Origin of the sequence: Rheinheimera baltica DSM 14885 (assembly GCF_000425345.1) — a bacterium.
GTDB lineage: Bacteria > Pseudomonadota > Gammaproteobacteria > Enterobacterales > Alteromonadaceae > Alishewanella > Alishewanella baltica.
The window spans coordinates 1-22,396 of record NZ_AUDG01000001.1 but is presented as its reverse complement, the minus strand read 5'-3'; the positions used below and the strand labels follow the sequence as shown (position 1 = coordinate 22,396).

Sequence of the window (22,396 nt, the reverse complement as noted above, 5' to 3'; positions counted from 1 at the left end):
CATGAAAAAATCCGCTGGTTTTACCTTACTTGAAGTCATGGTGGTCATTGTCATACTGGGCATTATTGCCAGTATGGTGGTACCTAATTTGCTAGGGAATAAAGAAGTTGCTGACCAGCAAAAAGCCATGGTTGATATTCAGCAGTTAGAAAGCACTCTGGATATGTATAAGCTACGTAATGGCTTTTACCCTACCACAGAGCAGGGTTTGTCAGCTCTGGTTACTGCACCAACGTCTCAGCCGACGCCACGTATTTTTCCAGAGGGCGGTTTTATCAAACGCTTGCCAAAAGATCCTTGGGGTGAAGACTATATTCTGGTGAGCCCGGGTCAGTTGGGCCAAATCGATATTTTAAGCAAGGGCCCTGACCGGGTTGCTGGCAGCGATGACGATATTGGCAACTGGACAACGACAGACGATAACGCGAACCGTTAATGAATAACCGGCAAGTCCAACGTCAGCAAGTACTAGGCTTTACCTTGTTGGAGCTGATGTTAGTCATACTATTAATTGGTTTGCTTGCCAGTGTTGTGGTAATTAACTTTGCCGGAGAGTCGCGTAAAGAGCGACTTGACGACGAAGCTGCACGGTTCCAACAGTTGTTTCACTTTGCCGCAGAAACGGCAATGCTAAAACAGCAAGAGTGGGGGCTGTATGTCATGCCGGATAGGTACGGCTTTTTGTATTACAGTAACAACGATGCTAAGTGGCTGGAAGCAACAGAGCCGCGCGGTTTACAGCAGCATATATTGCCTGAAGATATCACTATTTCGCTTGAATTAGAGGGGCTACCCGGTGCCGACACAAATTTACTTAGCCAGCTAGATTGGGTGCTGGACGACCAGGATGAAACTGATGAGGAAAGTGAAATCCCGGTGTTACCTCAAGTGTTCGTGTTGTCTTCGGGTGAAATTAGCCCGTTTCAGCTGTTATTTACCGAAAAGTCGGAGTTAACGCCGCTGTACAGTAGTGTAAGTACCGAGTTTGCTATCCCGTTAACACGCACCTTGGCCGCAGAGCAATTGCCATGAAACAACGCGGATTTACCTTACTGGAGTTACTGGTGGCGCTGGCGATATTTGCCACTGCAGGCATGGCCATTATGCAAACTAGCTCTGCCCATATTCGACATTTAACCCAGTTAGAAGAATTAACCTTAGCCAGTTACATTGCATCCAATCAAATGCAACTGGCCATGATAGATGATGAATGGCCAGGCAAAGATAAATCGCAAGGCCAGGTAGAAATGGCAAATCGCAAATGGATTTGGCAACAGCAAATTAGCAAACTGACGGATGACGATCTTCGTCTTGTCGAAATTAGCGTAAGTTTGGCTGAGCAGCCGACACAAGTGCTATACCAACTGCAAAGTTATAAAGGGCGACCCAGTGGTTAAGCGGCAGCGTGGTTTTACCTTTATTGAAATGCTGCTAGCGGCGGCTATTTTTGCCATGGTGGGTATGGCTTCGGTAGCCGTGCTTAGCAGTGTTACCCAAAGTGACGCCTTGTCGGTAGAAGCGACTGAGCGTTTGGTGCAGTTGCAAAGATCGATGCTGATGTTAGAACGTGATTTTATGCAGATAAGTGTTCGGCATGTGCGTATTGACGGTGAGCCACCGTCTAAGTTTCGCTTATATGGTGAAAAGTTTTTGTTGGAAAGTGAAGATCACGGTGTGAGCTTTACGCGTCAGGGGTGGCGCAACCCGGGGATGATTTTGCCGCGTAGTGAAATTCAGACCGTCGCTTACCGCTTACAAGAGGGTAATTTGCAGCGGCTCTTTACTTTATATCCTGATGCCGTAACTGGCACTGAGCCTAAAGTACAAATGCTGTTAAATGGCCTGACAGGCTTTGAAATACAGTACTTAAAAGGCGAAGAATGGTTGGAACGCTGGCAAGACAGCAACTTCCCCAAAGCGGTGCGTATTACCCTAACCGATGAGTACCTTGGTCGGTTAGAGCGGGTATTTATATTGCCTGATGGCGCAGTAGCAAATACGGGGGGCAGATAATGCCTTGTCGTCAGCGTGGCGTGGCGCTAGTCGCTGTGTTGATGGTGATAGCCATCATTGTAGTGATTGCAGTCAGTATGACGGGGCGTTTGCAATTGCAGTTGCAGCGTCAGCAAAATGTGCAGCAGCAGCAGCAAGCATTTTGGTATGCCATGGGCGCAGAGCAATTTGCCCGGGTATTATTAGCCCGTGCTCTGGCTGGGCAGGAAACGGTTAATTTGTCGCAGGACTGGGCATTAGAAGGTGCAACATTCCCGGTTGAAAACGGCACTATTGCTGGCGACATCCGTGATTTACGTAGCTGCTTTAATATTAATGCGCTGCAAAATACCGCGCCAGATAATGGTGGTCGGGCAGAGCAAAGTGCGGCGCAAAAAGCGTTTCAACGGTTATTGGAGTTAAAAGCCGGTGAATTGACCATGCCCGCTGAGTATCTCACATCACGCATTGGTGATTGGTTGGATGAAGACAGCTTGCTAAGTGGTGCAGGTAGTGCTGAAGAAGACGACTATGCCTCGTTGTTATTTCCGTACTATAGTGCCAACGGTTTAATGGCCAGTGTGTCGGAGTTACGGGTTATCCTGGATATGACGCCGGCAGATTATCAGTTATTGCTGCCCTTTGTTTGCGTTGTGCCGGAGGACGGTCAGTTGTTGCTTAATATTAATACCTTAACGGCGGATACCGCGGTATTGTTGGCGGCGTTAATTCCTGAACTTACAGAGCAAAGTGCGCAAGAGATTATAGCGGATAGACCAGAGCAAGGATTTGGGACAGTCGATGAGCTGTTTGCTTTACCAGCACTAGCAGGAATGACGGTTGAGGACGATGTAAAAAACATGCTGACAGTAAAATCTGACAGTTTTCAACTTACGGCCACCGCGGCTTATCTGGAAAGTGGTTTCATATTAACGTCGGTACTTAAAATAAATGATAATAATCAGGTTAGCGTATTGGCGCGGCGATTTGGAGGCCAGGGGTGAGTGAACAATTGGTGATCCGGTTAGGTAGCCGGGCAGAGCAAAGTATTAGCTGGCTAGTGTGGGCCAGCCATAATCAGGAAATCATCGCCAGTGGCGAGTTGTCAGGCGCTGAGCAGTTGGCTGAGCTTGCTGATAGGCTGGGTAAGCGGCCGGTTGTCGCCTTGGTGCCGGCGTCCGACGTTGTGTTGAAGTTGGTTAATTTGCCCGCTAAGCCAAACCGGCAACTGCTGCAGGCATTACCCTATATGCTCGAGGAAGATCAGGCTGAAGACATTGAGCATTTGTTTTTGGCCTTGGGTAAGGTTGAATTGCACGATGGGCATTACCGTCAGCAGGTTGCAGTATGCCAGCAGCAACGCCTGGAAAACTGGCTGACATGGTTAAAGGACGCAGGTTTTAGCGTTAGCCGCATGATACCTGACGCCTTATTGTTACCAGAACAGCAGCTGCCAGCCTGTATTCAATTGCAAGACCAGTGGTTGATTAAACAAAGTAGCTGGCAGGTATCCGCCATTGAAGCCAGTTGGTGGGGTGATTATTTACAGCTCGCCGCGCTGCCGGTACTAACCAGTTACAGCCCTTGGCCAGAAGAGCTGATTCAAAGCCATCAGTTGGCAGAGCCTGAATTACCCTTGGCACTGCTGTCCAGCCAACTACCACACAATGATTTCAACATGCTACAAGGTGAGTACAAACCTAAACGTCAGGTTAGTACACAAACGCAAATGTTGCGTAGCACAGCGGCAATAGCGGGTGTATGTTTTGGCGTATATTTGTTACAGCTTGGATTAGGCAACTGGCAACTGAGTAAACAAAGTGACGCCTTGCAACAGCAAAGTTTAGCGGTATATCAGCAAGCATTTCCTAATGAGCGTATTGTCAATTTAAAGCTGCAATTGCAACAGAAACTGGCAGCGGCAGGTGGCGATGATGAGCAGGGGTTTTTGCTGTTGTTACAAAGCTTACAACAACAGCTAGCGACAGTACCTGACGTCAGTCTGGAAAGCTTGCGCTATGATGGCAAGCGTTCAGAATTGCGCTTTCAGGCTAAGGCCGATGGCTTTCAAAGTTTTGAAAAACTGAAAAACGCGTTGGAATCCGCTGGGTTTAGCGTTGACCAGGGTGCGCTTAGTAATGATGGCGGCAAAGTGCAGGGTAGTGTCGCTATGCGGGGCAAAGTATGAAACAACAAATTATAAGCTGGTGGTCCGGTTTACAGCAGCGTGAGCAACAGTTGGTTGCCATAGCCGCAGCGGTGGTGACTATTGGTATGTTTTATTGGTTGATTTGGCAGCCGTTGCATCAGTCAAAAGTGACACAGCAGCAGAACGTCCAGCTCGCACAGCGCCAGCTTAGCCAGCTGCAGCAGGCGTTACCTCAGTTACAGGCTGCTGGTAGTGCAACAATACAGCGCAGTGGAAGTTTGTCTCAGGTGGTAAGCACCAGTGCGCGTAATTTTGGTATAAATGTAAGCCGGATGCAGCCGCAGAATGAACAGCTAACCTTGGTGCTGGACGACATGCGCTTTGACCAGTTGTTGGGCTGGTTACATGCGTTACAGTATCAGCATGGTGTGAAATTGCAGAATCTAGATATAGCAACGGCAGATGATCCAGGCATCGTGCGGGTGCGTCGTATGGTAGTGGAGTAAGCAGGCGGTATGTCAAAGTTAAAACTTATTATTATCGGAGTTGTGAGCTATTTGCTGTTTAGCCTGTTGCTAACACCTGCCAGCTGGTGGTTAAAGCTGGCTACCTTGCCACCCCAGCTGCAGCTGGGTAGTGTTTCAGGTACTTTGTGGCAAGGCAATGTTGCTGGCGTGCGTTACGAGCAATTGCAGTTTGACACACTAAGTTGGCAGTTGAATGGCTGGCAATTATTCACCGGTAAATTTCAATTTGATGTACTCAGTGGCAGTGTGCAAAATGCAACTCAGCCGTATTTAAAAGGCAAAGCCAGTTATGGTATTGGCGGCATGGGGTTACAAAGTACCTTGTTAAAATTACCCGTTAGTCAAATTCTCCCTATGCTGTCGCTGCCTTTACCGGTAGATGCAACAGGTGAACTGGTGCTGGATGTAGAGCGCTTTAGTCAAGGCCAACCCTGGTGTCAGCAGTTGGCTGGCAGCGCAAGCTGGCAAAACGCCCGATTACAAACCCCAACCGCAACCTGGCTTGAGCTGCAAAGTCTATTTGCCCAGTTAAGTTGTGATAATGGCACCGTTACCTTGACAACGGATGGCAACAATTTACTGGGTTTAGATATCAAAGCCGTGATTAACGCTGAGCAGCTTTTGGTGAACGGCACATTGAAACCAGATGCCAGCATGCCAAAAGAAGTACATCAGGCGATGCAATTCCTTGGCAGGCCTGATGAGCAGGGCCGTTACGCGATTAAACTTTAATCGGCTAAATGGTTCGCTTTGCGTATATCATCCAGTAGTACACTGTAGTCGGTAATCGCTGGAAACTCGGTGATTTGCCGGCTTAATTGCTGGCTGTCCGGGTTTGCTACAGCCAGTAAGTGTTTAATGCCGTAATCCTGTGCTGCAGTTAATATAGGCAAGCTGTCATCGACAAAAAGCGTGCGTTCAGCGTTAAATCCGAGCCGCTGCTGTAGCTTTTTCCACAAATCCTGGTTTTCTTTGGTTACACCAAATTCGTGGGTTGAAATTAACGTGTCGATGTAGTTGGCAAGTTCGGTACGTTCAATTTTTAAAGACAAGCTGTCTGGGTGGGCATTGGTGACAAGTACTATTTGCCGGCCACTTTGTTTTAAAGCGGTAAGAAAATCAGGAACGTCTGCGCGCATGGCAATTTTATGCATTACTTCACGTTTTAATTCAGTAATGGGTAGCAGTAAACGTTTACCCCAATAATCCAGACAATACCATTCCAGCTTGCCGGTCAATTCGGCGTATTCTGCTTTTAACTGCGTCTGTGCTTCATTAATACTAATACCGCTAATTTCGGCCCAGCGCTTTGGTAAATGCTGTAGCCAAAAATAATTATCAAAGTGCAAGTCCAGTAAAGTACCGTCCATATCCAGTAGCACAGTATCAATTTCAGCCCAGTTCAGCATAGGTTTTTCCTGTTAATCGTTTTATAGTAACAGTCTTGGATTGTATCAGAGGTAGCAGCATGACGCAGCGGCAGGATGATAAACCTAACAACAAGCAAAAGCCGGAAATATTAAGTGCTGACATCGTGGCACAAAGTCGTCTGTTTAAAATAGAACAACTGGAATTGCAGTTCAGTAATGGGGTACAGCGAACCTATGAACGCATGCGTGGTGGAGGCCGTGGTGCTGTGATGATTATCGCTTGCCCGGATGAAGAGCATTTTTACTTAGTGCGTGAATACTGCGCTGGCACCCATGATTATCAATTAGGTTTCCCCAAAGGCTTAATTGATCCGGGTGAAGATGCTATTGCTGCCGCTAACCGAGAATTAAAAGAAGAAATTGGCTTTGGTGCGCGTCGATTTATACAACTTAAATCACTGGCGTTAGCTCCAGGCTATTTTAATGCTACAATGCATATAGTTCTGGCCCTTGATTTATATGCAGAAAGCTTGGCAGGCGACGAGCCGGAACCGCTTGAGCTTGTACGCTGGTCGCGTCAGCAAAGTCAGTCTCTGTTACAGCAGGAAGATTTTACTGAGGCCAGAAGTGTCGCCGCCCTGTTTTTAGCGCAGCAATATTTGGAAGCGAACCCAGATGTTTTTAAGCAGACTGCTTGACCCTGTCAAATTGGCGGCCCGTGAGGCTGGAGCAGAGTTATGGCGACTGTATCAAACCGGAGATTTTCAGCAACAGCAGAAATCCGATGCTAGCCCGGTAACCAGCGCCGATCTTGCAGCTAACAGTATAATTATCGACAGACTGTCGACAATTGCTGCCGATATCCCGATCATTTCAGAAGAGTCTTATCAAGTGCCGCTGGCGCAACGTCAAAACTGGCCGCGGTACTGGTTAATTGACCCCATGGATGGTACGCAGGAGTTTGTTGCCAGAAGTGGTGACTTTGCGGTAAGTATTGCCTTAGTTGAGCGGGGCTGGCCTGCACTGGGGGTAATTTATTGGCCCAAAGAAGATGTAATGTATTACGCCAGTCGCGGTAATGGCGCTTTTAAACAGCAGCATAACCTGATTAACCGCATCCATGTAAATACGCATCAGGCAGGTAATATTTTAAAAATAGCCATAAGCCGTCGCCAACCCTTGCAACCCATTATCGATTTAATGCAGCACGCTGAGAAGGTGGAATACATTGCGCTGGGCAGTTGCTCCTTAAAAAGTTGTCTGGTTGCCGAAGGCAAAGCAGATTGCTACTTGCGTTTAGGACCAACCGGCGAATGGGATACCGGCGCCGTACATGTGATTGTAGAAGAAGCAGGTGGCAAAATTTTAGACAGCGAATTTACCGCGCTTAGCTATAATCAACGCACCACCTTAGCCAACCCGGACTTTATGGTAATGGGTAAGGCCAGCATTCCTTGGTCCGATTTAGTAAAATCACGACCAACAGAGCGTGACCTTTCAGCCTAGCATTGAAAGGTTTTAGCTACGGCAACAAAATAAGCATAACTATCTAAAAAAACTGCATAGCGTTGCCAGATGCCAGAGCTGACGCGGTTTTTAGCCAAATCAGGCAAATCGCTAACTATCTTTTAGCGAGAAAAAAAGCTATCATGACGCCGGGTTTTTGCGCAGAAAAACAAAAAATTCTGAAAAAAACACCATGAAATTAAGTCCGCCAGAGACTGCACCCTTACCTACAGTACCCTTAGGAGTTACATCATGTCCGATCTGGATCTGAGCCAATACGGCATCACAGATGTCACGGAAATTATTTATAACCCTTCGTATGATCAGTTGTTTGCGGAAGAAACCCGTGCTGATTTACAAGGTTATGAACAAGGCAAACTGACCAAACTGGGCGCGGTTTCAGTCGATACCGGTATCTTTACTGGCCGCTCGCCGAAAGACAAATATATTGTCCGCGATGACACTACCCGCGACACCGTGTGGTGGTCTGATCAAGGTAAAAACGACAACAAAGCCATTACGCCAGAAGTTTGGGTAGACCTTAAAGCCTTGGTAACACAGCAGCTTTCAGGTAAACGTTTGTTTGTTGTTGACACATACTGCGGTGCCAACGCTGATAGCCGGCTGGCGGTGCGTTTTATTACTGAAGTAGCCTGGCAGGCGCATTTCGTTAAAAACATGTTTATTCGCCCAACGGATGCAGAGCTGGAAACTTACCAACCTGATTTCATCGTAATGAACGGCGCCAAGTGTACCAATACCAATTGGCAACAACATGGTTTAAATTCAGAAAACTTCGTTGCATTTAACCTCACCGAGCGTATTCAGTTAATTGGTGGTACCTGGTATGGCGGTGAGATGAAAAAAGGTATGTTCTCAATGATGAACTACTTTTTACCACTGCAGGGTATTGCGTCTATGCACTGTTCAGCCAACGTTGGTGAAGCGGGCGATGTCGCTGTATTCTTTGGTTTGTCGGGTACCGGTAAAACCACTTTATCGACCGATCCAAAGCGTCAGTTAATTGGTGATGATGAACACGGCTGGGATGACGACGGGGTGTTTAACTTTGAAGGTGGTTGCTACGCGAAAACCATTAATCTGTCTGAAGAAAATGAACCCGATATTTATCAGGCAATTCGCAAAGATGCATTGCTGGAAAATGTGACGGTGCTGGCAGATGGTGAAATTGACTTCAATGATGGGTCTAAAACCGAAAACACCCGTGTGTCATACCCAATTTATCACATCGATAACATTGTTACGCCTGTATCTAAAGCGGGTCATGCTAAAAAGGTGATCTTCTTAACGGCTGATGCGTTTGGTGTATTGCCGCCGGTATCAAAGTTAACCAAAGAACAGGCTAAATATCATTTTCTGTCAGGTTTTACTGCAAAGTTAGCAGGCACAGAGCGTGGTATTACCGAACCTACCCCGACCTTTTCCAGCTGTTTTGGTGCTGCGTTCTTAAGTTTGCACCCAACTAAGTATGCTGAAGTACTTGGCAAGCGTATGGAAGCCTCGGGTGCAGAAGCCTATTTGGTGAACACCGGTTGGAACGGCACAGGTAAACGTATTTCTATTAAAGCAACCCGCGCTATTATTGATGCCATTTTAGATGGCAGCATTGAGAATGCTGAATTTGTACAGTTGCCATACTTTAACCTGGCAATGCCATCAGCCTTGAACGGTGTAGACGATGTGTCGATATTAGACCCGCGAAATACTTATGCAAATCTGACAGATTGGGATGTTAAAGCACAAGATCTGGCAAAACGCTTCGTCGACAATTTTGTTAAGTTTACGGACAATGACGAAGGTAAGGCATTAGTCGCAGCTGGCCCTCAGCTGTAGTCTTTGCCATGAATGAAACAGGCCGCTAATGCGGCCTTTTTTATTCACGGCAAACTTTAATTAAAGAAAAACGTAGTAAAACTGGCAGGTTAGAGCAGCTCTAGCTAAAGTTGAATAAAGATTTTTATTTGTTGCCACACGTTAGCTGTTGTATCGTGGTCCATTAGAAGTGACGCTGTATAACTACCAAGGCTTTTAGGCTGTTGAGGAGATAGAATGTTAAGGCTGATTTCAATCCAAAAACGTTTGTTGCTGGCATTTGGTGCTTTGGCGCTGCTATTGGCAGCCACCGGCTTGTTCAGTCTGCAGAGTATGTCAGAAATCAGGCAGCGGGCAGATTTAATTGAAGGCAACCTGTTACCTGCCATCAGTAAATTGGGGGATGTTAACCTCAGTATTACGCGTATCCGGGTGCTGACACTGCGTTTACTGCTGACATTGGATATTACTCAGGAAGGGCCAACAATTCAGCAAATTGATGATTTGAGGAAGCAGCTTGATAGCAGTGCCGAAGTATATGCCGACACTATTTTGCTTGATGCTGAACGTAAGCTATTTGAGCAATTTACGTCGAAGAAGCTAGAGTACTATCAGCTGCAAGAAGAGGCTATTAAGCTTTTGCAGGCCGACGAAGTGGGTGCTGCAACAGATTTGCTGGATAAAATTAACCCTATTAGTGCACAGATGACAAGCTACTTGTTGGAGCTGAGCGATCTAAATAACAAGGCTGCTGCAGATGCGCGCACCGAATCTATAGCGACATACAGCTCGGCAAAACTTGCGGTTATTGTATTGATTGTTATTGCCGTTGTAATTGCACTGCTTATCGCGACGGTTATTGCCCGTAGCATCAGCCAGCCACTTTCCCAAGCTGTAATGTCGGCACAATATATTGCCGATGGCGATCTTACCCAACCACTAACCACTGAAGGCAATGATGAACTAACACAGTTATCTACTGCGTTGGTGCAAATGCAGAAGAAATTACGCGATGCCATCAGCCATATTTCAAGTTCGTCTAGCCAATTAGCCTCTGCTGCAGAACAGCTTAATGTGGTTACAGACGAATCTGCCAAAGCATTACAATTGCAAAATGATGAAGTACAGCAGGCCGCAACAGCCATTACAGAAATGAGCTCTGCTGTAGACGAAGTTGCGGGTACGGCATTAAAAACGTCAGAAGCATCTTCGCAATCAGCCAGTTTGGCCAAAGATGGTACGCAGAAAGTATCGCAAACCAGTAAAGTTATTGAAAAAATGAATGCTGATGTGCGCCAGAGTACTGGCGTTATTAATACCTTGGCAGACAAGGTATCGTCGATTAATCAGGTGTTGGAGGTTATTCGCAGCGTAGCTGAGCAAACTAACTTGTTGGCACTGAATGCGGCCATTGAAGCGGCCCGGGCCGGTGAAGCCGGGCGTGGCTTTGCGGTAGTAGCAGACGAAGTGCGCAGTTTGGCGCATCGCACACAAACCTCTACCGGTGAAATAGAGCAAATGATTCAGCAGGTGCAGGCGTCAGCCAAAGAAGCTGTTGGGGCTATGCAGTTAATTAGTGGTAATGCTGACAACGCACAAAGTGTGGCGAAATCGGCGGCTGATGCACTGGAGCTGATTACCGAAAATATTATGGCGATCAGTGATCAGAATCACGTTATTGCGGGTGCGGCAGAAGAGCAGTCGAAAGTGGCGCGGGAAATTGACCGCAATATTGTTACCATAAGCGATTTAGCCGCACAAACTGCTGATGGTTCAAGCCAAACTACGGCCAGCGCAACAGAATTGTCGCGCTTAGCAATACAGCTAAATACCTTAGTAGGTAAGTTTAAGGTGTAGTAGCGTTTAGCGGTAAAATGAAATAAAAAACCAGAGCTTAAGCTCTGGTTTTTTATTTCTGTGTGATTAATGGTTAATAATCTATGACTAAAATGATTTATATATTTACTTTTGAATTCATTTGAATACGATCATGGTTAATTGAACACAATGGCATGGAGCATGTAATGGCCAGCAAAACGGTACCTTTTAGCGCACGAATCAGTGTAGAAGACGCTGAATTTATCAGTACGCTGGAATACGATGGTGCTCATACACCATCAGACAAGTTACGTGCCTTGCTTGCTGAAACACGACGTCGACATGGTAGCCATGCAGACTATGGTAAAAATTTGGCACAAATGCAGGAATGGATGGGGCAAATCAAGAGGCAGTTGTTAATTAGACAGCAGCAACTCAACCAGCATTCAGAGCCGGTACTGCGAGTAATTGATGCTTTGCCCGATTTACTGGCGACTTTGCAAACGCTATCAGCGCGTTGTACACAGCTAAATGTGCGAGAGCTGCAACAAGCAGAATGTAACGTAACGCAAAAAATATTACGTATAAATGAACTGTTGCTGCCTCTGGCCGTGACTGAACAACGACAAAATACTACTGAGTTGACGCAATCCTTGTTTGCATTGGCACAGCTGGTTATTGATTATAAAGTCGCTAAGCAAGGAGAGTTATTATGAGTGAAAGTATTACCCGCCGGGTTGCCCGGTTAGTTAGTGGTAGTGTGAATGCACTGGTCGACGCAGTTGAAAACAGTGCGCCAGAAACCGTGATGGAGCAAGCCATTCGAGAGCTGGATGCGGCCATCGCAGATACCCGCACCGAACTGGGCCAGCAAGTAGCACAAAAACATTTGGCCAGTAAAAAACTGATGGAAGAAAACAGTCGTTATGAAGCGCTGGCAAGCCAATTAGAGGTTGCCGTATCCAATGGCCGTGATGATTTAGCTGAAGCTGGTATCGCAGAGCAGATGGATATTGAGGCGAGAATTCCTGTTTTGGAAGCGGCAATTAGTGATGGCGCTGCGCGTGAAAAAGAGCTTGAAAGCTTTGTGCAGGCGTTGCAGGCGAAAAAGCGTGAAATGCAGGCTGAGTTACGCGCCTTTGTGCAAGCTCAGCAGGCGAAATCGCAGGCTACATCAGCAGTGACACAGCGCGGTGATAGTGCCGCTGATAAGGCTGGCCGTGCCAGTGACGCTTTTGGCAGAATATTGGAGAAAAATTCAGGTATCGCCGGTCGCGACACTAGCCTAGGTAATGCCGGTAAACTGGCCGAGCTGGAAGATTTAGCTCGCAAAAATCGTGTGGCGGAGCGTTTGGCTGCGCTTAAAGCAGGCAAAAGTTAGTGTTTAGTCTGATGTTGGCCAGTGAGAATATGGCCTTTAGTATCGCATTGGTACTGATGCTGATGATAGCCGTACTGGAAGGGGTTGCTGCCTTATTTGGTGCTGGCGTGTCATCAGCGCTGGAAAGCTTGCTGCCCGAGTCGGAGCTTAGCCCGCATGCAGAAGTTGGCCAGATTGACAGCGATACCGCTTTAAGCCGCTTTCTCGGCTGGCTGCGTGTAGGTGAAGTTCCGCTGTTGATGTTGCTGGTGGTGTTTTTACTGTGTTTTGGTTTACTGGGGTTGCTGCTGCAGGGCGTGTTGCACAGCGTGCTGGAGGTATTGGCCCCGGGCTGGCTGGCGGTACCAATAGTGCTGTTACTCAGTTTGCCTCTAGTGCGCCTGGGCGGTGGAGTATTGCAAGGCATTATGCCGCGGGATGAAACCACCGCCGTCACAGAAGATAGTCTTCTTGGCCGTATTGCTGTTATAACACTGGGTACAGCACGGCTAGGCTATCCGGCTGAAGCTAAGGTGCGAGATCAACACGGCTACAGCCATTATGTCCAGCTGGAACCGGATGATGCTGCGCAAGAGTTTACTCAGGGCAATGAAGTGCTGTTGTTGTCGCGCCAGGGTGCTGTGTACAAGGCTATGTTAAATCCTAACCCGCATTTGTCAGAGCAGCGCAAAGCGCCTGCCACAACGGAAGGTTTTTTTAAAAAGGAGTAGTAAATGTTGGCATTAAATTTAATTGATATTTTGATCATCGCTGGTGCGGTGCTGGTCGGCTTGCTGGTACTGGGGATGATTTTGGCGCGGCTATACAAAAGAGCGACCAAAGAAGTGTCCTTTGTTCGTACCGGTTTTCGCGGCGAAAAGGTAATTATGAATGGTGGCGCGCTGGTACTGCCGGTATTGCATGAAATTATTCCGGTTAATATGAATACGCTACGCCTGGAAGTGCGCCGCGCCAACGAGCAAGCGTTAATCACCCGCGACCGTATGCGCGCCGATGTTACCGCCGAATTTTATGTGCGGGTGAAACCGACCGCTGATGCGATTGCCAATGCGGCGCAAACGCTGGGTTTAAAAACCATGAATCCGCAAGAGTTAAAAGAGCTGGTGGAGGGTAAGTTCGTTGATGCACTGCGCTCTGTTGCCGCGGAAATGGCGATGGAAGAACTGCATGAAAAGCGTGTTGATTTTGTGCAAAAAGTACAGCATGTGGTATCAGAAGACTTGCTGAAAAACGGTTTAGAGCTGGAGTCGGTATCCTTAACCGGCTTAGATCAAACTGCGTTTGAGCACTTTAACCCACAGAATGCGTTTGATGCGGAAGGTTTAACTAAACTTACGCAGGCGATAGAATCGCGCCGCAAAATTCGTAATGACATTGAGCAAGAAACCGATCTGGCCATTAAAACCAAAAACCTTGAAGCTGAACGTGCCAAGCTGCAAATCTCGCGTGAAGAAGAATACGCCCGCTTAGAGCAAGAGCGTGAAGTGTCTATCCGCCGTGCGTCACAAATGGCCGAAATTGCCCGCGAGCAGGCCGAGAAAAAACGCGAGGCAGAAGAGGCTCAAATTGCCTCGCAGCGTGAAATCGATTTAAAACGCATTATGTCTGAGCGTGATATCGACAATGAAACCATTCAAAAAGACCGTGCTGTCCGTGAGATGGATATCGCTAAGCAGCGTGCAGTTGAGCAAGCAGAAATCGAGCGGCAAAAAGCGGTAGAGTTGGCTTCACAAGAGAAATCTATTGCCGTGGCGGAGAAATCGCGGGCTGAATCTGAAGCCAAAGCCGAGGCTGATAAAGCCCGTGCCTTAGCGGTAAAACAGGAAGAAGGTGTTATTACCGTGCGACAAACCGAGCAAGCTGAGCGGGCGAAGCAGGTTGAGCTGATTCAAGCACGGCAGCAGGCTGAAAAAGATGCGATCCATTTAGTGGTAGCGGCTGAAGCGGAGAAAAAAGCGGCAGAAGATCAGGCGGAAGCCCTGCGGGTCGCTGCTCAGGGACAGGCGGATAAAGAACGTTTAACCGCCAGAGGTCAAGCTGATGCTGAATTATTATTGGCCGATGCGAAGGCTCGTAGCTACGCGGTAGAAGCAGAAGGCAAGCAAGCAATTAACGCTGCAGCTAACACCTTGTCGGCTGAGCAAATTGCCATGCAGGTAAGGCTGGCACTGATTGAGCATCTGCCAAACATTATTGCCCAGAGTGTGAAACCAATGGAGCAGATCAGCGATATTAAGATCCTTCAGGTTAATGGTATGGGCTCACAGGGCGGTGGCAGTGTTGATGGTGCAGTCAGTGATGGCGGCAATGGCTCACTGGCCGATCAGGTAGTTAACAGCGCACTACGCTACCGTGCCCAAGCCCCTATTCTGGATTCATTGTTATCGGAAATCGGTTTAAAAGCCGGCGACATCAATGGTATGACGGATGCTTTGCAAGCGCCATTAAAACCGTAATTTTATGACAAAACAGGCCGCAATTGCGGCCTGTTTTGTTGCTGCCAACAGCTTATTTTTCTGTTATCTGATATACCGTTACGCTACCACTGACTTCGTTACCTACAATCAATAGTGGGTTGCCGTTAGGGCTATGCTCTGCCGCAACAAACTTCACGCTTTCCGGGCCAAGGTCACCCGACATGGGGACTTCTGTACAATCCATCCCTTCTGCTACATCACATGGGTTGTCCAGGTCATCATCCAGTTCAAAGTTGGTGCTAAAGTCACGGTTGTTATAGTGGCTGACAAAAGCCGTTTGAAACGGGTTCGTTACGTCGTAGATAAACAAGTCACCAGAGCGTTCTTGGGCGATAAAGGCATAAGTACGGCCTTCGATAGCACCTACATCAACCGCTTCAGGCTCGCCGCCTTTGTCATCAGAACGGTTATCACCTTTGTTTTCAGTGTGTGCACTATTAAAGTTATTGCCTAATACTGCTGCTGAGATACGGCCAAAGTCATCACCTGAGTCGTAAACCATGTTGATGTTCTGATCCCAGATAGAGAACGAACGCGCGCCATAAGCGTAGAGTTTATCCACTACACCATCGTCGTCCGGGTCTACTAAAGCGGCGGTAACCTTTAACCGGCCTAAACCGTCGTCTCCGCCGGTAGCGTCATATAAAGCCTGTAACTCAGTGCTAAAGGTTTTATTTAGCTCATCTACGTCAATAATGTCTTTAACACGGATATCCTCTGAATAAGCATCCCAGTCACGAGAGTCACCCTCGTTAGCAGATACGATGAATGTTGCGCCGTTCCATTGATATGAGGCAATGGTATCTGGTTGATACATGCCATACACGTTAGGTAAGTGCTGGAATGACGCCACTTCATCTTCATTGGTATAGTCGATGCCGTATTGTGACCAATCTTTAAAACCCAGGGCTTTTATTTCTATGCTCATATCTTCAAGATTAATAATCCCAATAGCATTACTTTCTTGTAGCGACACATAAGCGGTTTTACCGTTGGCAGCCACCGTGATGTATTCCGGTTCTAACTCTTGCGCCACCGTCATGCCATCCGGGCCGGCAAACTTAACGCCGGCAGTTTGCAATAATGCCTTGCGCTTGGCGTCGGTGTTGTAGTCAGCGGCTTTAAGTAAATCTGAGCTAAACAGCATATCGCTGGTCATATTGATGGTTTCAGCAGTATCTGCAGGCACACCGTTTACCAAGCTAATAACCGATATTGAGCCTTCCGGATCAACCAGATAATCCGTATCCGGTTCGCCTTCGTTGGCAACCAACACTTTGCTACCATCAGGAGTAAACGTCAGCATATCGGGTAACGCACCTGCTGCCACCGCTTTAATAAAGCTGCCAACTCCGGTAGCACTTAAGCTATAAAACAATACAGCGCCATTGTCGGTTTTTACCGGTGCTGCCACCGCAATGGCCAACATATCACCATAAATAGCAATGGAATTGGCTTCGCCTAACGTGACAGTGATATCAGCACCGTTCGCGTCTTTAACGCTTACGTTTGCAGGAAAAGTAAAAGGAACTGAGGTCAAACTGTTGTCTGTTACGCCATTACCTACCGCAGCTACGGGTAAATTTGCCAGAGAAATAACGTCAATTTGGTTCTCTGCTGAGTTAATGGCAAACGCTGAGTTAGAGGTTTTATGGAACTGCACAATCTCAGCGGCGGACTTACCATAAATGCCAGTGTTAAAGCGGCCTACCACTTCAACGTTTAAGTCACGGGGTAAGTTTTTGCCAGGTTGGCCTACTGCGCCTGCTTGGCCTGGCGCACCAGCTTGGCCAGCAGGGCCTGTTGCGCCTTGTGCACCATCATCGCCATCCAGTGAACAACCAGACAAGGCCGCCATTACAGTAAGCGCCAGCAGAGATCGTTTAAACATGGGTATCATTCCTGATTAGTTGATTGAAATTAATGCAATTAATTAATCAGTGTCGTCTTCAATGATGACGTTTTAATGAAACCATCATGACGATTTTATGACGTACTACAAGGTATCCTGTTGCTGTAAAAACAGCTGTTTAGGCATCAGGTTAATGCTTTCATGCAGTTCTGAATAGACAATCACCACCTCACCGCTGCGTAACTGGCGTTTTACCGCCAACACTTTTTCTTCCAGCGTGGCTTCTTGTTCACCATAGTCGGTTCCTTCACGCAAAACATAATATTCAATCAGGTTGTTTAGCGTAGCTTCGGCAATGTCGGTGTAGGGAATAATCATAAGATTAACTGCTCGGTTGTTGATGCTGGTGATTATATGCGGCATACAGATTGCCTGACCAATATGGCTATTATATATTGTAAAATTGTTTAGCATTGCACTGATGCTAAGTTAACAATTGTTCACCGTAAAAGAAGTATTATGACAGCCAATGAATTAAAGGACTATCTAACTGCAGTAGTTAAATCCGGTTTAAAACATGCAGTAATGATCTGGGGAATGCCAGGTATTGGTAAATCGTCAGTAGTGCAGGCCGTATGTGCTGATAACAACGTTGATTTTATCGATGTCCGGTTGAGTCAGTTAATGCCAAGTGATTTACGTGGTATACCGGTTCCTGATGATGCAGTTACTCAGTGGTATCCACCTGCTTTTTTACCCCGCTCTGGCTGCGGCGTGTTGTTTTTAGATGAGTTGAATATGGCTGCGCCAAGCATGCAAGGCGTTGCACAGCAGCTAATTTTAGATAGAAAAGTGGGTGATTACTGCTTACCCGACGGCTGGTTTGTTTGGGCAGCGGGTAACCAGAAATCTGCCAAGGCTGCAGTATTTGATATGCCTGCGCCATTGGCAAACCGGTTTTTACATTTGAATTTGGAAAGTTGTGGCCAGACTTTTCGCCAATATGCCTACAGGCAGCAACTGCATCCGGACATTATTGGCTTTTTGAGTTTCCGGCCAGATTTACTGCATAGTATGCACCCCTCTGAACCCAATTGGGCTTCGCCAAGAACCTGGCACATGGCGTCTGATTTACACAAAGCGACTCTGGACATCAGTCCTGCCGTTGGTGCTTCAGCCGCTAATGAGTTTGCCGCTTTTTGCAGCATGCAAAACCAGCTACCAGATTGCAAAGCGATATTAGCAGGTGAAAGTTGTGAGCTGACGTGCCACGATCCCTCTGTGTTGTATGCCATTATTGCTGCTTTAGTTGTATCAATTGGCTCAGCTAACGAAGCCGTGCATAGCTTTAACTGGGTACGCCAGCAAGCGTCCAAAGAGTGGGTGCATCTTTTTGCGCTGGAGTTGTTCCCGCGCCTCAGGGAAATCGGCCACTATGCTGAATTCACCCGCTTATTAATAAAAGATGCCGATACACGAGGCTTTTTAACTGAATTTACGCAGCTTATGGCCTAAAACGGGAAGATATAATATGGCTGAGTGCGTAGACGCTGAAAAACTATGGACGCGTTTTTTGTTAGTGTTGAAAACTCGTAATCCGTTTTTTTCTGCTTTGGCGATGTACGCCAAATTTGAATGTACAGATACCGTTGAGTTGGCCAGTACCGCAGGTAAAACCATTCAAATCTCACCACAGTTGATCGACGAGATACCGCAAGCCGAGCTATTTAGCTATTTATTGCATCAGGTACTGCATTTAGCCTTGTCGCATAGCAGGAGGGGCCTGGAGCGTAATCTGCTGCTGTGGAATATGGCGGCGGATATAGTGGTAAATTGCATTATAATTCAAAATGTTGGCTGGTCGGCGGCGCGTAACACTGCCTGGGATATGCGGTTTGTTGATCAGCCCGTAGAGCGGGTGTACGCCAGTTTATTGCGTAGTTGCAATGATGCGGGTTCGCGTGAAACCCATCCCCCTGAGCACAATAACGCGGCTGCAACTGCTGTAGACGGCAAACAGCTAACCAGTGAGGCACGCTATACCGAGCTGGCCAAAAAGTATGGTTGTCATGCTGACTTAGTTAATGAAAGCAGCGTAGTTAAAGTCTCAGAGAGTTATTGGCGTTCGGCGTTAGTGCAAACCAAGCATATTCAACGGCAGATGACGGCACGTCAAAGTTGGGGAAATGCCTCTGCCGGGCTGGAGCGTGAAATTGAGTTGGCAAGCAATAGCCAATTTGATTGGCGCGATATGCTATGGAAATATGCCAGCCCGGATATGTCTGATTATCAGGAGTTTGACAGACGCTTTATGTACCAACGTCGCTATACAGAAGTATTGTTGACGGATAATTTGCAGGTGTGTGTAGCTATTGACACCAGTGGTTCTGTTTCTATGCAACAGCTGAGTCAATTTATGCAAGAGTTGCGGGCAGTAGCGCAATGCTATCCGCATATTAGCCTGCAGTGTTTTTTTGCTGATACTCAGCTTTATGGCCCTTATCTGTTGGATAGTAGCAGTTTTGCTCTACCAACCCCGGTGGGCGGCGGCGGTACCAGCTTTAAACCGTTTTTTACCTATTTAGACACTCACTATTCTAGCTCTGAGCAACCTCAGGCAGCTATTTACTTAACCGATGGTTTTGGTGGTTTTCCTGCCACTGCGCCAGCAGTGCCAGTACTGTGGGTATTAACCGAAGATGGTGCAGAGGACAATGCTGTCCCGTTTGGCACCGTAGTAAGAATGAGAGCATAAAATGGATGTTAATTTAGCTGAATTATGTGTGTCAAAAAAGCCATTAGCGGCGCAAAGGATAGAGCCTGTTTATAATGCCAGCCGCGCTGAGATAGAGCAGTGCATTGCCATTGAACAGTGTCAGGGATGGTTTCTTGAAAGTGTGTCTTGCCATCGTCGCGATGTTGATAAGGCGCTCATTGAGCAATTGTTAAATCACCCGAATTGCCCGATGGAGGTGGTGGCAATAATTAATCATTTGAAGCCAGATTGGGCAGTCAATACTGTGGCGATGGCACAGGTACAACTAGCCTGTCTGGAGCCTGACGGTAAGCGCGAATGGGGTTATTGTCAGCTGGATTCTAGATATGATGCTGGTCAGCTGCGTTATAAATATGAAGTTCGGGCGCTGCCCGCTTTGCTGCATGACAAAATGTTCAGTCGCAGTAAAGAGTATTTAACGCGGCGTTTTTCACAGGAACAACGACAGCAAACCGATAAAATATATCCTGGTTTCTTTGCGCTTAATCAGGAGATGTTACGTCGTACCCCGAAGTTTATTATTGAACACTATTTAACTGATAAAGAAAGTGCCAAATACATTGCGAAATTTATGGATTGGGCAGATTTACAGGCCTATCTGGAGGGTTTTGAACCCGGTGTTTTGGCCATAGTCGCCGCCCGCGATGATGTGTCAGAGGCATTTTCCAGGCAACAAGTCACCTCCAAGTCAGCAACTGTGCGCAAAGCCTTGGCGTTAAATGCTACTACACCAAAAGATATATTAATCACGCTGGCTAAAGATAAGAACAAAGCAGTGGCAGAGGCGGCACTTAATACGTTACCAGAGGCTGAACGCCAGCAGTTTTTACAACAAAGTGGCACTAATGCCACTCTGGCCGGCAATCTGGAACACCAACATCAAATGCGGGTGCTGTTGCTGCCGCACGCTCCAGCCACAGAGTTGCTGCACATTGCCTCGTCGGCTACGCCTTTATTAACCTGTGCCGCAACGTTGCACGCTTGCGCCGACGCGGCCGTAATTAACGCCGCCGCCAGCCGTGACTTACCCTTGTGGGCAAAAGTTGGTATTGCCCTGCATACTGCGGACGCCGAGTTAATCAGCACATTAATCAAATCTGCTGATAAGCCTATTGCTATCGCCTTGTCGGATAACCCTAACCTGAGTGTAGATCAGGCATTGCATTTAATGCGGCAAAGCTCAGACAACAGGGTACTGGCAAATTTAGCCAACCGCTTTATTGATGAGCCACAAATGCTGGGTGTCATTGCAGGCCAGGCACGTGTTTGGGGGCCTTGGTTGAAACAGCTAATGCTGCCTGGTACCCCAGGAACTGCCTTGCGCGCTATTTATAGAGAAAGTAAGGCGCGTTATCTGGTGCTGTCACGGTTAATTGCCCGCCATCCAAATTGTCCAAAAAGCTTGTTTGGTCATTTTGCTTATTATATGGCTGACGATGTAGCGCTTAACCCAGGCTACAAGGTGCTGCTGGATAAAGCAGATAAAGCCAGTGTGCCAAAGCCATTTGATGGCTGGAAAGTAGATGATTATTTAGACAGTGGTCAAAGTTACGAGTATTTATGTACCTGGCTATTACGCAATAGCAGTGACATTGCATTACAGCGAAAAACCATCTCTGCTACCTTTGTTAACCCTAACCTTGTACGGCCACAGGCATGTACCAGTGATACGCATACTGTAAGACGGTTCATTCATCCATCTGCCCAAGCATTTAGCGAATATGAATACCGTATGGTAGTTGAGTTAACAGGCGTCGCCAGCAAAAAAACCTTGATTGAACAAGAGCGCTTAAGCGATGCTTTACTGCAAGAGCTGCTGCAAGACCCAGACAAGGCCTTATTCCGGGTGGCGCAAAAGCTGGCACTGAAACGCGGCTTGGTGAATGCCGCTGAAGTAAAGCAACCTGAGATTGGCAATTTGGGGAATAAACAGGCCAGGCTGGATTTAGTGCGTAGCACAACATGTAGTGAAATCCTTGCTGTTTTAGCTAAAGATAAAACTGTGGATGTACGTTGCGAAGCAGCACAAAGAAGTGAGCTTGATACCGATTCACTATTGGTGCTGCTCAGCGAAGATAATTCCGACATAGTGCAAAAAGCCTTCTCAAATTTGTGTCGCAGATCTTTAGCGGAAGTTGAACAACAAAAATTGCAAAACCAGCTTAAAGCGCAGGTATTAAACCCGGCATTGGATCCCTACTTACGTCAGTGGCTGTGTAGAGAAGTAACAGACACTCAATTTACTGATAGTTTGTTTAAACAGCACAATGGTATTTTTGACAAGATTGTCATGATCACAACCCCTGACAGTGATTTGCTAGATAAATGCCTGTTTAACGTCTTAAGAGGGGATAGGTCGCTCAATCTAGATAATTTTGCGGAAAATCCTAATTTATCAGCCAGTTGCGTATTTCGGTTTGTCCGGCCACCTGTTCCGGTTTCATCCGGCCAGGCATTTCGGTGTGATCCGGCCAGCATGATCTGACCTTCGTTTATCCTCTCTTTTTACCCGACTTCCTCACCCTGAACCAGTGTTTTTTTACGTTGTGACTCACCTGTTAATTCCAGCCGATGAGCGTTGTGGATCACCCTGTCTAACAGCGCATCTGCAACGGTCGGGTTATCCATTAGGCCATACCACTCTGAGACCGGTAATTGACTGACGATGATTGTGCTGCGTTGCTCGTAGCGATCTTCAATCACGTCCAGTAAATC

The 22,396-nt window shown here is 47.1% G+C and carries 23 protein-coding genes; 19 read left to right on the top strand and 4 right to left on the bottom strand.

Going from position 1 to position 22,396, the window contains the following annotated elements:
* The first annotated feature begins 1 nt into the window (after position 1).
* Genes gspG through H595_RS0100085 form a run of 8 tightly spaced genes read left to right on the top strand, consistent with a single transcriptional unit; the run spans position 2 to position 5,400 of the window.
* Complete coding sequence (gene gspG / locus H595_RS0100120; protein WP_027669356.1) at positions 2-436, top strand: type II secretion system major pseudopilin GspG; 435 nt, start codon at positions 2-4, stop codon at positions 434-436.
* A complete protein-coding gene (gene gspH, locus H595_RS0100115) occupies positions 436-1,032 on the top strand; it encodes a type II secretion system minor pseudopilin GspH (protein ID WP_027669355.1) in 597 nt (198 codons plus the stop codon). The genes gspG and gspH overlap by 1 nt, the downstream gene beginning before the upstream one ends.
* Positions 1,029-1,397, top strand: a complete 369-nt coding sequence (gene gspI, locus H595_RS0100110; protein ID WP_027669354.1) for a type II secretion system minor pseudopilin GspI — start codon at positions 1,029-1,031, stop codon at positions 1,395-1,397. The genes gspH and gspI overlap by 4 nt, the downstream gene beginning before the upstream one ends.
* Complete coding sequence (gspJ, locus tag H595_RS21355; RefSeq protein ID WP_240474799.1) at positions 1,390-2,013, top strand: type II secretion system minor pseudopilin GspJ; 624 nt, start codon at positions 1,390-1,392, stop codon at positions 2,011-2,013. The genes gspI and gspJ overlap by 8 nt, the downstream gene beginning before the upstream one ends.
* Positions 2,013-2,996 carry a type II secretion system minor pseudopilin GspK gene (gspK, locus tag H595_RS0100100; RefSeq protein WP_027669353.1) on the top strand — a complete coding sequence of 328 codons (984 nt, stop codon included), beginning with the start codon at positions 2,013-2,015 and terminating at the stop codon, positions 2,994-2,996. Before gspJ ends, gspK begins: the two co-directional genes overlap by 1 nt.
* Positions 2,993-4,180: a type II secretion system protein GspL gene (gene gspL / locus H595_RS0100095; protein ID WP_027669352.1), complete on the top strand. Its 1,188-nt coding sequence runs from the start codon at positions 2,993-2,995 to the stop codon at positions 4,178-4,180. Before gspK ends, gspL begins: the two co-directional genes overlap by 4 nt.
* Positions 4,177-4,647, top strand: a complete 471-nt coding sequence (gene gspM, locus H595_RS0100090; protein ID WP_027669351.1) for a type II secretion system protein GspM — start codon at positions 4,177-4,179, stop codon at positions 4,645-4,647. The genes gspL and gspM overlap by 4 nt, the downstream gene beginning before the upstream one ends.
* Before the next feature lie 9 nt (positions 4,648-4,656).
* Positions 4,657-5,400, top strand: a complete 744-nt coding sequence (locus tag H595_RS0100085; protein WP_027669350.1) for a type II secretion system protein N — start codon at positions 4,657-4,659, stop codon at positions 5,398-5,400.
* Here the strand turns inward: H595_RS0100085 and yrfG are convergent.
* Positions 5,397-6,077, bottom strand: a complete 681-nt coding sequence (gene yrfG, locus H595_RS0100080) for a GMP/IMP nucleotidase (RefSeq protein WP_027669349.1) — start codon at positions 6,075-6,077, stop codon at positions 5,397-5,399. The two genes, H595_RS0100085 and yrfG, sit on opposite strands and share 4 nt — an antisense overlap.
* A 59-nt stretch (positions 6,078-6,136) precedes the next feature.
* Between yrfG and nudE the strand changes: the two genes are divergently transcribed.
* From nudE to H595_RS0100035, 8 genes are all read left to right on the top strand, one after another.
* Positions 6,137-6,736 (top strand): ADP compounds hydrolase NudE, encoded by a 600-nt coding sequence (gene nudE / locus H595_RS0100075; RefSeq protein ID WP_027669348.1) that lies wholly within the window; start codon positions 6,137-6,139, stop codon positions 6,734-6,736.
* Complete coding sequence (gene cysQ, locus H595_RS0100070; protein WP_027669347.1) at positions 6,714-7,544, top strand: 3'(2'),5'-bisphosphate nucleotidase CysQ; 831 nt, start codon at positions 6,714-6,716, stop codon at positions 7,542-7,544. Before nudE ends, cysQ begins: the two co-directional genes overlap by 23 nt.
* 252 nt (positions 7,545-7,796) lie before the next feature.
* Positions 7,797-9,398, top strand: a complete 1,602-nt coding sequence (gene pckA / locus H595_RS0100060; RefSeq protein ID WP_027669346.1) for a phosphoenolpyruvate carboxykinase (ATP) — start codon at positions 7,797-7,799, stop codon at positions 9,396-9,398.
* A gap of 216 nt (positions 9,399-9,614) precedes the next feature.
* A complete protein-coding gene (locus H595_RS0100055) occupies positions 9,615-11,234 on the top strand; it encodes a methyl-accepting chemotaxis protein (RefSeq protein WP_027669345.1) in 1,620 nt (539 codons plus the stop codon).
* A gap of 167 nt (positions 11,235-11,401) precedes the next feature.
* Positions 11,402-11,911 carry a hypothetical protein gene (locus tag H595_RS0100050; RefSeq protein ID WP_027669344.1) on the top strand — a complete coding sequence of 170 codons (510 nt, stop codon included), beginning with the start codon at positions 11,402-11,404 and terminating at the stop codon, positions 11,909-11,911.
* On the top strand, positions 11,908-12,576 hold the full coding sequence (locus H595_RS0100045; RefSeq protein WP_027669343.1) for a PspA/IM30 family protein: 669 nt from the start codon (positions 11,908-11,910) through the stop codon (positions 12,574-12,576). Before H595_RS0100050 ends, H595_RS0100045 begins: the two co-directional genes overlap by 4 nt.
* A complete protein-coding gene (locus H595_RS21350; protein WP_051219671.1) occupies positions 12,576-13,286 on the top strand; it encodes a YqiJ family protein in 711 nt (236 codons plus the stop codon). Before H595_RS0100045 ends, H595_RS21350 begins: the two co-directional genes overlap by 1 nt.
* 3 nt (positions 13,287-13,289) lie before the next feature.
* Positions 13,290-15,032, top strand: coding sequence for a flotillin family protein (locus tag H595_RS0100035; RefSeq protein ID WP_027669342.1), 1,743 nt, complete (start codon positions 13,290-13,292; stop codon positions 15,030-15,032).
* Between the two features lie 52 nt (positions 15,033-15,084).
* On the opposite strand, the gene H595_RS0100030 is transcribed toward H595_RS0100035, so the two are convergent.
* Both H595_RS0100030 and H595_RS0100025 read right to left on the bottom strand, forming a co-directional pair.
* Entirely contained in the window at positions 15,085-16,944 is a 1,860-nt protein-coding gene (locus H595_RS0100030) for a choice-of-anchor I family protein (RefSeq protein WP_205623139.1), read from the bottom strand.
* A 105-nt stretch (positions 16,945-17,049) separates the two neighbouring features.
* On the bottom strand, positions 17,050-17,328 hold the full coding sequence (locus H595_RS0100025; protein ID WP_370300507.1) for a YheU family protein: 279 nt from the start codon (positions 17,326-17,328) through the stop codon (positions 17,050-17,052).
* A gap of 96 nt (positions 17,329-17,424) precedes the next feature.
* On the opposite strand from H595_RS0100025, the gene H595_RS0100020 reads away from it, so the two are divergent.
* The 3 genes from H595_RS0100020 to H595_RS0100010 are packed head-to-tail and all read left to right on the top strand — an operon-like array spanning position 17,425 to position 22,166.
* Positions 17,425-18,420 carry an AAA family ATPase gene (locus H595_RS0100020; protein ID WP_027669339.1) on the top strand — a complete coding sequence of 332 codons (996 nt, stop codon included), beginning with the start codon at positions 17,425-17,427 and terminating at the stop codon, positions 18,418-18,420.
* Between the two features lie 16 nt (positions 18,421-18,436).
* Positions 18,437-19,660 (top strand): vWA domain-containing protein, encoded by a 1,224-nt coding sequence (locus H595_RS0100015; RefSeq protein ID WP_027669338.1) that lies wholly within the window; start codon positions 18,437-18,439, stop codon positions 19,658-19,660.
* A 1-nt stretch (position 19,661) separates the two neighbouring features.
* Entirely contained in the window at positions 19,662-22,166 is a 2,505-nt protein-coding gene (locus tag H595_RS0100010; protein ID WP_027669337.1) for a hypothetical protein, read from the top strand.
* Between the two features lie 20 nt (positions 22,167-22,186).
* Here H595_RS0100010 and H595_RS21345 read toward each other — a convergent pair.
* Positions 22,187-22,396, bottom strand: a 210-nt coding sequence (locus H595_RS21345; RefSeq protein WP_037053252.1) for an ATP-binding protein, incomplete at its 5' end; no start/stop codon positions are given.

Bases quoted from the DNA above. Each gene is read 5' to 3' on its own strand.
- gspG (WP_027669356.1), top strand. From the start codon at position 2: ATGAAAAAATCCGCTGGTTTTACCTTACTTGAAGTCATGGTGGTCATT.
- gspH (WP_027669355.1), top strand. From the start codon at position 436: ATGAATAACCGGCAAGTCCAACGTCAGCAAGTACTAGGCTTTACCTTG.
- gspI (WP_027669354.1), top strand. From the start codon at position 1,029: ATGAAACAACGCGGATTTACCTTACTGGAGTTACTGGTGGCGCTGGCG.
- gspK (WP_027669353.1), top strand. From the start codon at position 2,013: ATGCCTTGTCGTCAGCGTGGCGTGGCGCTAGTCGCTGTGTTGATGGTG.
- gspM (WP_027669351.1), top strand. From the start codon at position 4,177: ATGAAACAACAAATTATAAGCTGGTGGTCCGGTTTACAGCAGCGTGAG.
- H595_RS0100085 (WP_027669350.1), top strand. From the start codon at position 4,657: ATGTCAAAGTTAAAACTTATTATTATCGGAGTTGTGAGCTATTTGCTG.
- yrfG (WP_027669349.1), bottom strand. From the start codon at position 6,077: ATGCTGAACTGGGCTGAAATTGATACTGTGCTACTGGATATGGACGGT.
- nudE (WP_027669348.1), top strand. From the start codon at position 6,137: ATGACGCAGCGGCAGGATGATAAACCTAACAACAAGCAAAAGCCGGAA.
- cysQ (WP_027669347.1), top strand. From the start codon at position 6,714: ATGTTTTTAAGCAGACTGCTTGACCCTGTCAAATTGGCGGCCCGTGAG.
- pckA (WP_027669346.1), top strand. From the start codon at position 7,797: ATGTCCGATCTGGATCTGAGCCAATACGGCATCACAGATGTCACGGAA.
- H595_RS0100055 (WP_027669345.1), top strand. From the start codon at position 9,615: ATGTTAAGGCTGATTTCAATCCAAAAACGTTTGTTGCTGGCATTTGGT.
- H595_RS0100050 (WP_027669344.1), top strand. From the start codon at position 11,402: ATGGCCAGCAAAACGGTACCTTTTAGCGCACGAATCAGTGTAGAAGAC.
- H595_RS0100045 (WP_027669343.1), top strand. From the start codon at position 11,908: ATGAGTGAAAGTATTACCCGCCGGGTTGCCCGGTTAGTTAGTGGTAGT.
- H595_RS0100035 (WP_027669342.1), top strand. From the start codon at position 13,290: ATGTTGGCATTAAATTTAATTGATATTTTGATCATCGCTGGTGCGGTG.
- H595_RS0100030 (WP_205623139.1), bottom strand. From the start codon at position 16,944: ATGTTTAAACGATCTCTGCTGGCGCTTACTGTAATGGCGGCCTTGTCT.
- H595_RS0100025 (WP_370300507.1), bottom strand. From the start codon at position 17,328: ATGCCGCATATAATCACCAGCATCAACAACCGAGCAGTTAATCTTATG.
- H595_RS0100020 (WP_027669339.1), top strand. From the start codon at position 17,425: ATGACAGCCAATGAATTAAAGGACTATCTAACTGCAGTAGTTAAATCC.
- H595_RS0100015 (WP_027669338.1), top strand. From the start codon at position 18,437: ATGGCTGAGTGCGTAGACGCTGAAAAACTATGGACGCGTTTTTTGTTA.
- H595_RS0100010 (WP_027669337.1), top strand. From the start codon at position 19,662: ATGGATGTTAATTTAGCTGAATTATGTGTGTCAAAAAAGCCATTAGCG.